Annotated in this window: 10 protein-coding genes; 2 read left to right on the plus strand and 8 right to left on the minus strand. The window is 49.7% G+C overall.

The genetic code is table 11. From position 1 onward, the window contains the following. Positions 1-49: 49 nt before the first annotated feature. The 4 genes from soxB to dapA all read right to left on the minus strand — a co-directional run bounded on the left by soxB (position 50) and on the right by dapA (position 8214). Entirely contained in the window at positions 50-1957 is a 1908-nt protein-coding gene (gene soxB, locus AC0KH7_RS08085) for a thiosulfohydrolase SoxB (RefSeq protein ID WP_472372372.1), read from the minus strand. 204 nt (positions 1958-2161) lie between these two features. Beyond that, positions 2162-6037 (minus strand): phosphoribosylformylglycinamidine synthase, encoded by a 3876-nt coding sequence (gene purL, locus AC0KH7_RS08090; RefSeq protein WP_472372374.1) that lies wholly within the window; start codon positions 6035-6037, stop codon positions 2162-2164. A gap of 121 nt (positions 6038-6158) precedes the next feature. After that, complete coding sequence (locus tag AC0KH7_RS08095) at positions 6159-7349, minus strand: hypothetical protein (RefSeq protein ID WP_472372376.1); 1191 nt, start codon at positions 7347-7349, stop codon at positions 6159-6161. Between the two features lie 4 nt (positions 7350-7353). Beyond that, positions 7354-8214 carry a 4-hydroxy-tetrahydrodipicolinate synthase gene (gene dapA / locus AC0KH7_RS08100; RefSeq protein ID WP_472372378.1) on the minus strand — a complete coding sequence of 287 codons (861 nt, stop codon included), beginning with the start codon at positions 8212-8214 and terminating at the stop codon, positions 7354-7356. A 194-nt stretch (positions 8215-8408) separates the two neighbouring features. Here dapA and AC0KH7_RS08105 point away from each other — a divergent pair, with 194 nt between their 5' ends. Both AC0KH7_RS08105 and AC0KH7_RS08110 read left to right on the plus strand, forming a co-directional pair. Then, positions 8409-8885, plus strand: a complete 477-nt coding sequence (locus AC0KH7_RS08105) for a peroxiredoxin (protein ID WP_472372380.1) — start codon at positions 8409-8411, stop codon at positions 8883-8885. A gap of 40 nt (positions 8886-8925) precedes the next feature. Further along, positions 8926-10338: a PhoH family protein gene (locus tag AC0KH7_RS08110; protein WP_472372382.1), complete on the plus strand. Its 1413-nt coding sequence runs from the start codon at positions 8926-8928 to the stop codon at positions 10336-10338. Between the two features lie 150 nt (positions 10339-10488). Here the strand turns inward: AC0KH7_RS08110 and AC0KH7_RS08115 are convergent, their stop codons facing one another. The 4 genes from AC0KH7_RS08115 to AC0KH7_RS08130 all read right to left on the minus strand — a co-directional run bounded on the left by AC0KH7_RS08115 (position 10489) and on the right by AC0KH7_RS08130 (position 15000). Then, positions 10489-11448, minus strand: coding sequence for a LysR family transcriptional regulator (locus AC0KH7_RS08115; RefSeq protein WP_472372384.1), 960 nt, complete (start codon positions 11446-11448; stop codon positions 10489-10491). A gap of 142 nt (positions 11449-11590) precedes the next feature. Further along, positions 11591-12559 carry a potassium channel family protein gene (locus AC0KH7_RS08120; RefSeq protein ID WP_472372385.1) on the minus strand — a complete coding sequence of 323 codons (969 nt, stop codon included), beginning with the start codon at positions 12557-12559 and terminating at the stop codon, positions 11591-11593. Positions 12560-12574: 15 nt separating this feature from the next. Beyond that, entirely contained in the window at positions 12575-13813 is a 1239-nt protein-coding gene (locus AC0KH7_RS08125) for a UbiH/UbiF/VisC/COQ6 family ubiquinone biosynthesis hydroxylase (RefSeq protein ID WP_472372387.1), read from the minus strand. Continuing rightward, positions 13810-15000, minus strand: a complete 1191-nt coding sequence (locus AC0KH7_RS08130) for an FAD-dependent monooxygenase (protein ID WP_472372389.1) — start codon at positions 14998-15000, stop codon at positions 13810-13812. The genes AC0KH7_RS08125 and AC0KH7_RS08130 overlap by 4 nt, the downstream gene beginning before the upstream one ends. Positions 15001-15019: the final 19 nt, after the last annotated feature.

A 15019-nucleotide genomic window follows, 5' to 3' on the forward strand; every position in this document is an offset into this window, starting at 1 on the left:
AAAAAAGCCCGCATAAGCGGGCTTTTTATTTGACTAATCGTTCGTTCGATTAAGCCATTTCACCTGGGTAAGCTTCAATACCTGGGTTGCCTTTCACGCCAACCAACTTAGGATGGTTAACTTTCTTCAGCTTCATGTCGTTTTTGTGGTTACGTAGGTAATCCGCAGCAACGTCCCACATCAAGCGGCCGTCACCAACGGAATCCACTTGAGCCCAACCGGAAACCGTATAGGTTTTGCTGGCTTCAAGCGGCGTACCGTCGTCCAAACGCATGTCGGAGATACGGTTACCCAAAGACGCATTCGGTTCACAGGTATAGTCCATACCACCCAAACGAACCATGTCCCCACCGGATTGTAGGTATGGGTCTTTTTGGAATAGGTTTTCACAGATACCTTCTAGGATATCTTTCATCTGTGCACCGGTCACTTCAGACTTATACGTCTCACCGTAAGTCATAGACGTTTCGTCCATAACACGTGCCATGGTGATGGTTTCACCCGCCAATACGGACGTACCCCAACGTACACCGGCCGACATAGCGATTTGCGTGTCGTGCTCTTCGCGCAGTGAGTTTACGATGATTTGGTCCCAAGTCCCCATGAAGTTACCACGACGGTATAGAGTATCTTCCGCCACAGCCAATTCTTCATTTAGGATTTCGTCGTAAGTCTTACCTAGACGATCTTTGTTGTAATAATATTTCGGGTTACGCGACTCAATAATGTCTTTGTTATAGACTTTGGTGCCTAAGTGTTCGATGAAGGTCTTAACGCTTTCATCGGCCGCCAAAACATTAGAGAAAACTGGCAACAATTTGTAGTCAACACCTCTCAATTTACCGTTTTGGATATCCAAGTCCATGCAACCAACGAACTTACCGTTAGAACCGGCGTTCGTTACGTAACAAACACCACCATCTGGCGTTTTCACGTTGATTGTCTTAGGAATACCGTCGTGAGTGTGACCACCGAAGACCGCATCGATACCGGTAACGCGAGAAGCCATTTTGATATCCACGTCCATACCGTTGTGGGAAATCATCACAACCGCCGCCACTTTTTCGTTTTCACGAATGTGATTCACGGTTTCTTGCAAAGCATCTTCACGCAGACCGAAAGACCAATCCGGGAAGTTGGACTGTGGGTTAGCGTTCGCTGTACGTGGGAAAGCTTGCCCCACGACCGCGATGCGCTCACCGTTAACGATTTTAATTGAATAAGGTTTGAATGGACGTGCATCATCTTCATCATACATACCCAAACCATTGTGACGCTCCGTCATTTCACGGTAAGCATCACCAAACAAAGAATCTTCTTTGATACGGATGTTCTGCGCCAAGAACTCACCCTTGAACTTGCCAAGGTTGGTTAGGACTTCGTCTTCATGGTAAGTGAATTCCCAGTGCCCTGTCATAATGTCCACACCCAACAGATTAGACGCTTCAACCATATCTTGACCACGCGTCCACAAAGCGGTACCGGAACCGTGCCACAAGTCACCACCGTCCATCGTTAAAGTGTTTTCACGACCACCGGCCGCTTCACGCAACTTGTCCAACAAGGTTTTAACGTGTGCGAAACCGCCCACTTTACCATACTGCTCAGAAGCGTCTTGGAAGTTCAAGTAAGTGAATGCATTCGCCAAAGGCGTGTTTTCAGGAATATTTAATTCATTTAAGAAATAATTACCAACAACGTGCGGCAATTTACCGTAAGCAGGACCGGTACCCAAGTTAACGTTTGGTTCACGGAAGTAGATCGGCTTTAACTGCGCGTGTGTATCCGTTAGGTGTAACAAACGTACTTTTCCTTTCATCGGAACATTGTACATATCGGAAGAGACAGCGGATCCCTTGCTTGGGCTTGAAGACATCGCTTTCGCTGTACCAGGAAGCATCCCGGCGGCGGCAGCCATAGACATTACATGAAGAAATTCACGACGATTTAAAGACATATTGTCCTACTCCGTTTGAAATTTAAAAAACGATTTCAGGCATCACAAACTACCTGAAACAAAAGCGAAAAATAAAGTTGTGTAACATTACTGGAAAGCGCCCTGTAAAGTCAAATAAACTAAAATAATGCTTGATAAAATTTTATTTATCGACAATAGGCTTATTTTATATAAGCACTTTCTAATCTATTTATCCAATACCCCTTAACCGACCCACTTACGGGCGTTTCGGAACAAACGCATCCAAGGCGCGTCTTCCTGCCAGTCATCCGGATGCCAGGAGTTTTGAACCGTACGGAAAACACGTTCAGGGTGTGGCATCATAATCGTCACACGTCCGTCCTGCGTGGTCAGACCGGTCATCCCGCCCTCGGAACCGTTCGGGTTAAACGGATAGGTTTCGGTTGGATTCCCCACCGAATCCACATAACGCAAACCGACCAGGCCTGACACATCCGCTGCGGAACCTACACCGAAGTCCATACGTCCTTCACCATGCGCCACCGCCACCGGAATGCGCGTTCCAGCCATGCCTTGCAACAGAATCGACGGCGACTCTTGAATTTCCACAAACGAGAAACGCGCTTCAAACTGCTCGGAACGGTTACGAACAAACGCCGGCCAATGCTCCGCGCCCGGAATAATCTCTTTCAAATTCGACAACATCTGACAACCATTACAGACACCCAGTGTAAAAGTGTCTGCTCGCTGGAAGAACTGCTCAAACGTTTGGCGCGCCGTGTCATTGAATAAAATGGAATTGGCCCAACCGCGACCAGCGCCCAAGACATCACCGTAAGAGAAACCACCACAGGCCACCAGACCACGGAAATCATCAAACGCCACATCACCGGATAAAACATCCGACATATGCACGTCAATCGCATCAAACCCGGCACGATCAAACGCGGCGGCCATTTCCTGCTGACCGTTCACGCCCTGTTCACGCAAAATCGCCACTTTCGGACGCTGGCTGCGACTGAAACTTGCGGTAATGTCTTCATTCGGATCAAACGTCACCACCGGACGAATTTCGGTGTTGGCATCTTTTTGAATGGCGTCAAACTCTTCTTGAGCGCAGGCTTCGTTATCGCGCAAGGCTTGCATACGATAACTGGTTTCCGACCACCAGGCCTGGTAAGTTTTGCGGTCACCGCTCAACAGAGTTCGTCCATGGGCGACAATCTGAATGGCGTCGTCGTCACTTGTCGTTCCAATCCAATGAGCCATATCGGCTAAGCCATGCGCTTCCAACAAACCGGCAATCACCGCTTCGTCATCCGATGACACCTGGATCACCGCACCGACTTCTTCGGCACACAAGGCCGATACCGGCTCGTCACCCAAAGCGCTGGTATCCAACGTCAACCCACAGTGTCCTGCAAAGGCCATTTCCAACAGAGTAATCAAGAAACCACCGTCGGAACGGTCATGGTAAGCCAACATCAAATCATCGGCCATCAAGGCCTGAACAAAGTCGAACAACCTCAACAAATCGTCGGCGGAATCCAAATCTGCGGAGACATCACCGATTTGGTTATAGACCTGTGCCAAACAGCTACCGCCCAAACGGTTTTGGCCGCGACTCAAGTCAATCGCCAAAAGTTGGGTGTCCCCCAAGTCGGTACGCAACTGCGGCGTGACCGTTTTGCGAACATCTTGTACCGGTGCAAAAGTGGTGATATTCAAGGACACCGGAGAGGTGACGGACTTAGATTCGTCCCCATCTTGCCAAACGGTTTTCATCGACATGGAGTCTTTACCGACCGGCACGGCAATGCCCAACGCCGGACACAGTTCCAACCCGACGGTTTCAACGGCGTCGTACAGGGCTGAATCTTCCCCCGGGTGACCGGCGGCGGCCATCCAGTTAGCGGAAATTTTAATGTCACTCATTTTGTCGATTTTAGCGCAAGCGATATTGGTAATCGCTTCGGCAATCGACAAACGGGCCGATGCTTTCGGATTAATCAACGCCACCGGCGGACGCTCACCCGTCGCCATCGCTTCACCGGTATAACCTTGGTAATCCGAACAGGTAATACCCGCATCCGCGACCGGCACTTGCCAAGGCCCAACCATTTGGTCGCGTGTGACCATGCCGGTAATGGTGCGGTCACCAATCGTAATCAAAAAGCTTTTGCTGGCAATGGTCGGCAACTTCAACAAACGTTCGGTGACATCGTTAAAATCCAGTACCGCCGGTTCAAACCCTGGTTGCGGCACTCGGCGGGACGTTACCTGACGGTGCATCTTAGGCGGTTTACCCAGCAACACATTCAATGGCATATCGACTGGATTGTTGTCGAATTCCGTATCATTCACCACCAGTTTTTGCTCGGCGGTCGCCTCACCGACAATCGCATATAAACACCGTTCACGGCGACAGATGGCTTCAAACTGTTCAATTTGATCCGGGTAAATGGCCATGACATACCGTTCCTGCGACTCGTTACACCAAATTTCCATTGGCGACATACCCGGTTCGTCATTTGGCACATCACGCAACAGGAAGCGCCCGCCTTTACCGGCATCGTTCACCAGTTCCGGGAAGGCGTTTGACAAGCCACCGGCACCCACATCGTGAATGGAGGCAATCGGTGAATTTTCGCCCAAATAGGTACAACGGTCGATGACTTCTTGGGCCCGTCTTTCCATTTCAGGGTTTTCACGCTGAACGGAAGCAAAATCCAGATTCTCCGCACCGGCCCCACTGTCCACCGAAGACGCCGCGCCGCCGCCCAAACCAATTAACATGGCCGGTCCACCCAGCACCACCAGTTTCGCACCGGCTGGAATATCGTTTTTCTCAATGTGCATTTCACGGATATTCCCTAACCCTCCGGCCAGCATAATCGGTTTATGGTACCCTCGAATTTCTTCGCCCTCGTGGGTAATCAACGCATTTTCATAAGTCCGAAAATACCCGTTAATCGCCGGACGCCCGAATTCGTTATTAAACCCGGCCGCGCCCAAAGGGCCTTCCATCATAATATCGAAGGCCGAAACGATTCGGTTTGGCTTGCCGTAAGCACGTTCCCAAGGTTGTTCAAACCCCGGAATATTCAAATTGGAGACAGTGAACCCGGTCAAACCGGCTTTAGGTTTGGAACCACGGCCAGTCGCACCTTCATCTCGAATCTCACCACCGGACCCAGTGGCCGCACCCGGCCAAGGGGAAATGGCCGTCGGGTGGTTATGGGTTTCCACTTTAATTTGGAAGTGGACGTTTTCATCGTTATATTGATAACGGCGGTTTTCAGCATCCGGGAAGAAACGTGTCGCTTGATAGCCTTCCACCACAGCGGCATTATCACTGTAAGCGGACAACACGCCTTGTGGATTCTTCTGGTAGGTATTGCGAATCATGCCGAACAAAGAATTCGGTTTATCCTCACCGTCAATCGTCCAATCGGCATTGAAAATTTTATGACGACAGTGTTCGGAATTCGCCTGAGCAAACATCATCAACTCGGCATCCGATGGATTGCGGTTCAAACCGATAAAGGCGTCAACCAAATAATCAATTTCATCCTCCGACAAGGCCAGCCCCATATTACCGTTGGCTTCTGCCAACGCCGCTCGTCCACCACCTAAGACATCAACCGTACTTAATGGCTTAGGGGGTTGATGCGAAAACAAGGCTTCCAAAGTCGGCAAATCGTAACTGACCTGTTCCATCATACGGTCATACAATTCCGAAACCATCGTTTCATGAGCGGCCCCATCGGCTCCATTCAAATAATAGACGACGCCACGTTCAATACGGTGAACCGAATCCAGGCCACAGGTATGGGTAATATCGGTTGCTTTAGAAGCCCAAGGGGAAATGGTGCCCAGACGCGGTGTAATAATGCAGCCGTTATCACCTTGTTCGCTCAAAACGTCTTCAGAGCCGTTCAAAAGCACGCGCAGTTTACGCCACTCATCTGGCTGTAAATCCGCAACGCCCTCATTCAGATCAACGAAATAAACATATTGCGAAGCCAACCCCTCAATGACGCCTTTGTCAGACAGCTTATTGAGCAATTGATTCAAGCGGTAATCGGAATGAGCGGATTTTCCCCAGATAACGTGCATATTTTTTTCCTATACAAAAAGGCCTTTGCGTGAATCGATGACACGACTAAAAGCCTCATAAAAAACCCTCGGAAACACCAAGGGCTATCTTAAAACAATTTTGAATAAATTCGAATTCGTCCTATTCGGCCAACAAGCCCAACGACTGGAAGATGTAGTGGCGCTTCTCAGCCGTCAGCGGCTCACTGCCCTCCGGCGACTCCACTTTCAACAGACTGCCTTTCGTCGTACCGTCCTCGGCCATCGGCGAGACAGAGAATTTGACGATTTCCGGCAAATACTTCCCAGCCTCTTTATCGTCTCGCCAGAAGGCCAGCTTGGACATGAGAGTGTTTTCTTTTCGTGCCTCATCCGGCACTTTCACCCAAACTTCGCGGGTATCCGCTTTAATACGGTCATAGTGCCAATCGGCACGGTACAGCATCGCCTTCAAGTAGCTCCAGGTTTCCGCCGCGTCGGCTTTGACACGCAACCCTTCATATTCATCGTCGCCTTCAACAGAGACCAATCCCTCGGTGGATTCTATGGCTTTCAAGGATTCTTCCTGAGAAGCCCCAAAGAAAATCATGGACTGATAGATGGCTTCCGCTTCAACCATCGGGTTATAAGGGCGAACACGCCAACCGGAGGACACCACCATGGCTCCGTTTTCCGATTCCGCCGCATCTGGATCGGCCACCATGTAGTGATGGAAATACACTTTCGTCACCTGGCGTTCTTTATCGTATTCGACCTGAGCGATCAGGCGGTCATAAAGCCCTTCTGCCTGCTCAGGTCGCCAGCTGTTCAAAAGCTTCGTTAAAGGCCCCTGATCGTCCAACGGCACCAGCTCCTTACGCGGTACGAATTCGGTACGAATGAAACCGGTATCTTTTCGAGCTTCCGCAATCGGCATCCCCAAGGATTCCAAAAACGCTTGCGTGCCATCCCAGACTTTCTCGCTGCTCATGCCCTTGATTTCCAACCAACGCTCGGACAAATTCGATTTCACGGTCAAATTATTGGCGCGATAGGTCGGCACATAACGATACTCTTCTTGAGCGGTTTGATTGGCGGAATTTTCCAACGTCACATCAAAGCGATCCTGGCGTTTGGCCGGAGCAAATAGGTTGGGCGGAACGTCTAGGTTCTGAGAAAGGGATTTTTCGGTTTTGCGATAATCGGTGTCGGCATCGTAATCCAACACCTCTTTGGCGTTTTGCCCACTTGAAGGCGTGGAAGAACACCCGACCATTAGAGCGGGCAAAGCAACCATCACAATACCGTACCCAGCTACGTTCAATAGTTTTTGAGAAAGGATCTTTAATTTCATTCGTTTACAGGGCTCCTGCCGTTCGCAATGCTTGACGCACCACTTCGTGATACTTTTCTGACAGCGGCGTCAACGGCAAACGAATGGCTCCGCCCATCAACCCCATTTCCATCATAGCCCATTTAACCGGAATCGGGTTGGCTTCAACAAACAGGGTTTGATGCAATTCAGCCAGCGGCGCATCCAGGCGACGCGCCGTTTCGGCATCACCGGCAATCGCCGCATCATAGACTTCGGAAACCTGCTGCGGACACACATTCGCCGTCACGGAAATGCCTCCATGGCCTCCGGCCAGCAGAAAATCAACGGCCGTACCGTCATCGCCGGTGTAAAGATCAAAATCATCACCCGTCAACACTTTGATTTGTGCCACACGTTCGACATCACCCGTTGCTTCTTTCACGCCGACAATATTTTTAATGCCAGACAAGCGGCCGATGGTTTCCGGTAAAAGGTCACAGGCCGTGCGGCCCGGAACATTATAAAGAATTTGAGGGATATCGACCGTCTCGGCAATCTTTTTATAATGCAGGTACAACCCTTCCTGAGTCGGCTTATTGTAATAAGGCGTCACCAACAAGCAGGCATCTGCTCCCACTTGCTTGGCATATTCGGTCAACTCAATCGCTTCGGTCGTGGAGTTGGCACCGGTTCCGGCAATGACCGGAATCCGTCCCGCGGTTTTATCGACCACAAAACGCACCACTTCACGGTGCTCTTCAAAGTCTAAAGTGGCCGATTCCCCGGTCGTGCCCATGGCGACGATGGCCTTGGTCTTGGATTTGACGTGAAACTCAATTAATTTTTCAAGCGCATCAAAATCCACTGATTCGTCCGCCCGCATCGGCGTGACCAAGGCAACCATACTCCCTCTAAACACGATGATTTTCTCCAAAAAATGAATGTAAAAACAAAAGAGTAATATTACCTTCTAACCCCCTTTTCTTCAAGCGATTATTTTGCTCCTCATGTGCTTTTAAAGCTGTCGTCATCTTTTCATAATTTTTTCATTGAACAATTTTTTCAAACCCTGCATACTGATTAAAAAAAGGAGCAAAAATGACTGACAAAGCACGACTTGGCGAGAGCATCCCTTCTTTTTCTTTACTCGCCACTAACGACCGAACCATCACCGATTCCGACTTTTCCGGCCATTACACCATTCTCTATTTTTACCCGAAAGACAACACGCCCGGCTGCACCACCGAAGGCCAGGATTTCAGCGCCGCTTACGATGAACTGAAACAACTCAACGCTCAAGTTTTCGGCGTTTCCAAAGACTCCATTCGAAAACACGAAAATTTCAAAGCCAAATTCGACTTTCCTTTCGAGTTGATTTCCGACCCGGACGAAACCTTATGCAACCTGTTCGACGTCATTAAATTGAAAAAGAATTACGGCCGCGAATACATGGGCATTGAACGCAGTACCTTTCTGATTAACCCGGAAGGTAAACTGGTTCACGAGTGGCGAAAAGTCAAAGTAAAAGAACACGTCAAGGAGGTCATGGACACACTCAAAACCTTTTCAGAATAACGAACCAGCAAATTGCCTCGTATACCATAGGATTCCATCGATGACCAACAGTCCAAACAGATTATTCATTCTCGACACCAATGTGTTAATGCACGACCCGATGGCGCTATTCAATTTTGAAGAGCACGATATTTTCATTTCCATGACCGTACTGGAAGAGCTGGATGCCGGCAAAAAAGGGATGTCGGAAGTCTCTCGAAACGTTCGTGAAACCAACCGACTCATTGACCAGATCATCAGTAACGCCAGCTTTGACGACATCAAAGCAGGGCTGGATTTGGAACGCATTCACCCCAATAAAGAATCGGAAACGCTGCACCTGGGCAAACTGTTTTTCGAAACCGAGCCGCTCATCGCCATGCTACCGGAGTCCTTACCGAGCCACAAAGCCGACAACCACATTCTGCAAACCGGCCTCGCCCTAAAAGAACACTACCCGAACCGCAACGTCACTTTGGTGACGAAAGACATCAATATGCGGATCAAGTCGTCGGCCGTCGGGTTGCATTCCGAAGACTATTACAACGACCGGGTTCTGGAAGATGCGGATTTATTATTCACTGGCTGGGAAGTGCTGCCGGAACATTTTTTCGAAGAAAACTTCAGCAAAATGAAATCCTGGCAGGAAGACAACAAAACCTTCTACGAGCTGGAAGTCACTGACGATAACCTACACTGGTATCCAAACCAGTGCTTGATTAGTGAAAACGAGTCAGGCTTCAGCGCCATTGTCCGCCGAAAAGACCACCATTCAGCTGTCTTGGAATACATGCACAATTTCGAACAGTCCAAAAACAGCGTCTGGGGCATCACCGCACGTAACCAAGAGCAGAACATGGCCATGAACTTTCTAATGGACCCTGAAATCGATTTTGTCTCTTTGCTTGGCACAGCGGGAACCGGTAAAACCCTATTGGCTTTGGCCGCCGCCTTGGAGCAGACGCTGGACGAAGGCATCTACAACGAAATCATCATGACCCGTGCCACCATTCCAATTGGGGATGACATCGGTTTTTTACCGGGAACGGAAGAGGAAAAAATGACACCTTGGATGGGTGCTTTAATGGACAACTTGGAAGTGCTGACTCAATCCGATGGTCATACCACGGATTGGGAAAAAGAATCCACTCAGGAATTGCTGAACAAACGCATTAAAATCAAATCCTTAAACTTCATGCGCGGCCGCACCTTCCAAAACAAATTCATTATTCTCGATGAAGCGCAAAACCTGACGCCCAAGCAGATGAAAACCCTCATCACTCGCTCCGGCGAAGGCACCAAAATTGTTTGCCTCGGGAACATCGGGCAGATTGACTCCCCTTACCTAACGGAAACCACTACCGGCCTAACCTATATTGTCGACCGCTTCAAAGACTGGCCACACAGTGCGCACATTACGTTAAGACAAGGCGAACGCTCTCGTTTGGCGGAATACGCATCCGAAAACCTCTAATGCCTTTTCAGCGGATACCCTCTATCCGCTGCCTTTCCTTGCCCCAAAAACAAAAAAGCCAATAATGACCAGGCCTGGTCATTATTGGCTTTTTACGTTCAGTTGGCTGTATCGTCAATGGCGCTTTCGAAAAGCGCTTTAAAGCAACACTTACCCGCGTGAAGTATACTTTTTCATATCCTCTTCGGTCGGCAACTGAAAGCCTTGCTCAACAGCTTTTTCTTTACAGTATTCCACTGCAAAGTCCAGCAGTTCGCCCACCGCACGATGACGGAATTTGTGCTTCTGACGCACATGAGAGAAAGGACGCGTCAACGGCGGATCCAACGGTAGGGCTTTGAGAGTCCCCAATTTCATTTCTTTGACAATCGTGGTACGAGAGACAATGGCAATCCCCACATCCGATTCCACCGCCATCTTCACGGCTTCCGGGCTACCCAGCTCCATGACCACATTCAGGTCGGAATAACTCAACCCTTGTTCACGAATATAGTTATCAATGACGGAACGCGACCCGGAGCCTTCCTCACGCGAAATATAACGATACTTTCGCACATCCTCGATGGAAATCTTGTCACGATTCGACAGAGGATGGCCTTCCGGTACAATCAACACCATCTCATCCAGACGACAGACATCGACTTCCAAATTCTTATTATAAACCGGCGCTTCCACCACACCCAGATCGATCATATTGTTTTCGACCATGGCCACAATGGCATCGGTATTCCCAACCTGCAAACGAATATTGACGTCTTCGAATTGTTTTTTAAAGGCACCCAATAAGTTCGGCAACATATACTCGGCAATGGTGGTACTGGCCCCGATAAGAAGACTGCCCGTCACCTCACCGGTGAGCTCCCTCACCTCACTGTTCATTTTCTCATAGTGATCGAGTATTTTTTCGGCATAGTCATACACAATTTTACCCGCCTCGGTAAGCGTAATCTTGTTGTGCGTCCTGTCGAATAAGCGAGTGTTAAAGAATTCTTCAAGTTGTTTGACTTGGAAGGTGACCGCAGGCTGGGTCATATGAAGGGTTTCCGCTGCCTTAGTAAAGCTCAATACTTTTGCAACCGTGTAAAATACTTGAAGCCGTCTATCAGCCATTCTTAAAATGCCTTTGTCGTCTATAAATTTTTTTAGTGTTTAGACTATAGTTCTATCATTCAAAAATGTCAAAATTTATTTTATAGCCGCGCCCCCACCGCACCTTATATTATGAGATGCTTTAAAATATTACCTGATGAATTCATTGATTTTTTTTATCCTTCTTCAGGTCGGAAACAAGGGATCTCACCTCCGCCAAAGTACGCTCATTTTCGCGGCGAATCTGTTGCAATAAAAAGTCGTGTTCCTCGCGCCGCTTCACTTCCAAACGATCCAAACCGTGACCGATATTTTCGGTGTGGAATTGCTTCATGCGTCGTTCGACTTCCTCCACACTTTCCGAAACCTTTTGTAAGGCTTCGTCGCTATGCACTTTGTTCAATTCCGTTTGCTTGTCCAAATGGCTCTGTAGCAACTTGACGTTTTTTAAAATATCCTTTTCGCGCTCTTTTTGATCGGAACCGATCAAAAAGGCCGAGATATTCGCCGTCACCAACGAGAATAACACCACACCGAACACAATCAATACCGTTCCGAAAGCACGCCCTTTTTCGGTCACCGGTACCACATCCCCGTAACCAATCGTCGTCACCGTCACCAACGAATACCAAAGCCCATTCGAAAAGGTCGTGTCTTCCAATGCCGCGAAGATAGCGCCCGATACAACAACAAACACCACATACACCACCAGGACCACACCGAAGTTATTACGCTTCAACAGCAGAACAACATCAATGAAAACATCCGACATCACGCGCAGGAACAGTAATAACCGCAACGCTCGGAAAATAGCGGCCCAGTGCCCGCCATAATCAATCCAAGGGAACACCAGTATCACGATCAACACATTCAGCCAGTTATGTAATAAATAGCGTTTTTTATCGCGCACCAGCCAAAGGTTCACCACAAGCTCGGAAGCAAACACCCCCCACACCATCGCGGATATCCAAATACTGTCGCGATCATGGTCCGCGTAATCCAACACCAACTGAACCACGACCACCAACAATGCAACAAAGACGGCATAAGAAAAATAACGCCCAACGCGAACCGCCTTTTCGCCTTCAAACTGGCTGACGCCTTCAACACCGATAATGGCTTTTAAATTCATGACTCCATCTTTCCGTTATTTTGCCAACGCCGGTAAAACTTCCCGGCCATTTAAGGCCTGACTCATCAACCAGCGCTTCAAAGGTTTGGCCTGATCCGCCAACGGCAACACCCATTGCCGCACTTGATTTTTCACACCCTGATCCTGTTTAAACAGCCAATCAAACCCTTCCATGGAACGCTGAACGATGAAATTGTCACCACGGCGCCAGCGTTCATAACGGCGCAACACCGCAAAACGATCCCAATGATCGGGACTCGCCTGCTTTGCTTCGGTTAACACTTCCACTAACGCGGCTGCATCCAGCAGACCGAGATTGACTCCTTGACCGGCTTGCGGGTGAACAGTATGAGCGGCATCGCCGACCAGTGCAAAATGCGGTTTCACATACGCCTCGGCATGGCGACGCACCAACGGAAACGCCGAACGCTCACCGACTTCAACCACCTTCCCCAACTTACGCCCGGACGCTTCGGTAATCGCTTCCGCAAAGGCGTCGTCCGACAGCGACAAAGCCCATTGCATTTGTTCCACCGGCAAATACCAAGCAATGGAACTCATATTATTGTCCATCGCCAGATAGGCGAAAGGACCGTCAGATTGATAACGCTGCCAACAGGTATCCTGATTCGACAACTCGGTTCTCACACAGCCGACCACCGCACATTGCTGATAATCATGCGCTTGAACCGCAATCCCGGCCATGTCACGGGTTTTCGATAAAGCACCATCCGCCCCCACCACTAAACGTGCTTGCAGGCAATCACCATTATCCAATTCCACCCAGGCCTGGTCATTTTCCAGTTTCAAATCCTGTATGGATTGACCCACAATGCAATGCAGATTCGGGTAGGAAGGCATCTGTTCCCAAAGTGCGGACTGAATCACATTGTTCTCAACCACATAGCCCAGATTCGATTCCTGAACATCCCGCGCATCGAAATGCACTTCCGCATCGGAAATCGATTCCCAGACGTGCATATCGGTAAACGCATGACAGCGACGGCGCTCGATGCCTTCCCAGGCATTCAAATGTTTCAGAACATTTTCCGACGCACGTGTCAAAGCACTGACCCGCGTCTGGTATGGCATCTCTTCGGACCATTCCAGCGAAGGTGCCTGGCGCTCCAACAAAGTGACGCCAAAACCGGCTTGAGCCAGCCCCAGTGCCACAGAGGCCCCCACCATGCCACCGCCGACAATCACCACATCGGTTTGCATTGGAGCATTGTTCGGTTTTGATGGCTGGGTCACGACGACACCCCCATGGTCATTTTAGTAAATCGTTTCCGTAAACCGGGCAAAGCGTTCATCGCCATTAAGCCTAAGCCGCGTAAGTGCCCCACCACAGGCGACGCCACCTGAAACAGCTGAATCAAACCATCGGTCAGCCCCATGATTTTTTCATGATGCTGGGCGCGTTCCTGCGCATAAAGCGCCAAGAAATTTTCATCCCCCAAATCGGCGACCTCCATTTCACCGTCTGGCATCATTTCCAGAAACACCGCCACATCGCGAATGCCCAGATTCAGACCTTGTGCCGCCACCGGATGCTGAGTGTGTGAGGCATTCCCCATCAACACAGCTCGCTCGGCGTAAAATGTCGGCACATAGGTTTCCGTCAGCGGGTAAGCCACTCGCTCGCTGACGCGCACAAAACCACCGAACCGCTCACCCATGCGAGCCGTAAACTCGCTGATAAAGTCGGCATCACTCAGAGCCCGCACACGGTCAATATCGTCTTTCGACACCACCCAGACCGCTTTACTTTCATGACCGTGCATCGGCAACAACGCCACCGGCCCTTGCTCGGTAAACCGTTCGAACGCCCAGCCGCTCGGATGTTGTTCGGATTCAATTTTGGCAATCACACCAAAGGCCTCATACGCCTTGGTCTCAATGGGTAAATTCAAACATTTTCGCACCGTGGATTCGGTGCCGTCGGCCCCCACCACCAAGGCCGCTTCATAATGGCTGTTTCCGTCCGGCGTGATCAACGCTACTCGACGGCGATTCCCTTGAATAGACAAATCCACCAGGCCTGACTCGGACAGCAACGTCACGTTCGGCGCTTTTTGCGCCGTTTGCCATAAAACGCGTCCCAAATCCGATGCAGTCACACTGTAGCCCAACGCAGGAACCTGCATCTCCTCGGCATGCAACTGCGTCAACCCCAAATACCCTTTTTGTGATACATGAACATCTGTGATCGGCGTGGTCATCGGCTCCAACTCAGGCCATATATCCAGCCTTTTCAGCACCTGAACGGAACCATAGGTCAAGGCCAGCACTCGCCCGTCGAAGGAGCCGGTTTCGCCTTTTTCAAAAGCGTTTTTTTCCGCCACGACAACCGGATGCCCCGCCTGACCCAAGCCAATAGCCAACAACAACCCGACCGGCCCGCCTCCGGAAATCAATACATCGGTTTGATTCGTCGCCATGACCTGTTTCCTCTTATGC

Source organism: Hydrogenovibrio sp. (assembly GCF_965140365.1).
GTDB lineage: Bacteria > Pseudomonadota > Gammaproteobacteria > Thiomicrospirales > Thiomicrospiraceae > Hydrogenovibrio.

Excerpts from the sequence above, each read along its gene's own strand:
- soxB (WP_472372372.1), bottom strand. The coding sequence starts at position 1,957 with ATGTCTTTAAATCGTCGTGAATTTCTTCATGTAATGTCTATGGCTGCC.
- purL (WP_472372374.1), bottom strand. The coding sequence starts at position 6,037 with ATGCACGTTATCTGGGGAAAATCCGCTCATTCCGATTACCGCTTGAAT.
- AC0KH7_RS08095 (WP_472372376.1), bottom strand. The coding sequence starts at position 7,349 with ATGAAATTAAAGATCCTTTCTCAAAAACTATTGAACGTAGCTGGGTAC.
- dapA (WP_472372378.1), bottom strand. The coding sequence starts at position 8,214 with ATGGTTGCCTTGGTCACGCCGATGCGGGCGGACGAATCAGTGGATTTT.
- AC0KH7_RS08105 (WP_472372380.1), top strand. The coding sequence starts at position 8,409 with ATGACTGACAAAGCACGACTTGGCGAGAGCATCCCTTCTTTTTCTTTA.
- AC0KH7_RS08110 (WP_472372382.1), top strand. The coding sequence starts at position 8,926 with ATGACCAACAGTCCAAACAGATTATTCATTCTCGACACCAATGTGTTA.
- AC0KH7_RS08115 (WP_472372384.1), bottom strand. The coding sequence starts at position 11,448 with ATGGCTGATAGACGGCTTCAAGTATTTTACACGGTTGCAAAAGTATTG.
- AC0KH7_RS08120 (WP_472372385.1), bottom strand. The coding sequence starts at position 12,559 with ATGAATTTAAAAGCCATTATCGGTGTTGAAGGCGTCAGCCAGTTTGAA.
- AC0KH7_RS08130 (WP_472372389.1), bottom strand. The coding sequence starts at position 15,000 with ATGGCGACGAATCAAACCGATGTATTGATTTCCGGAGGCGGGCCGGTC.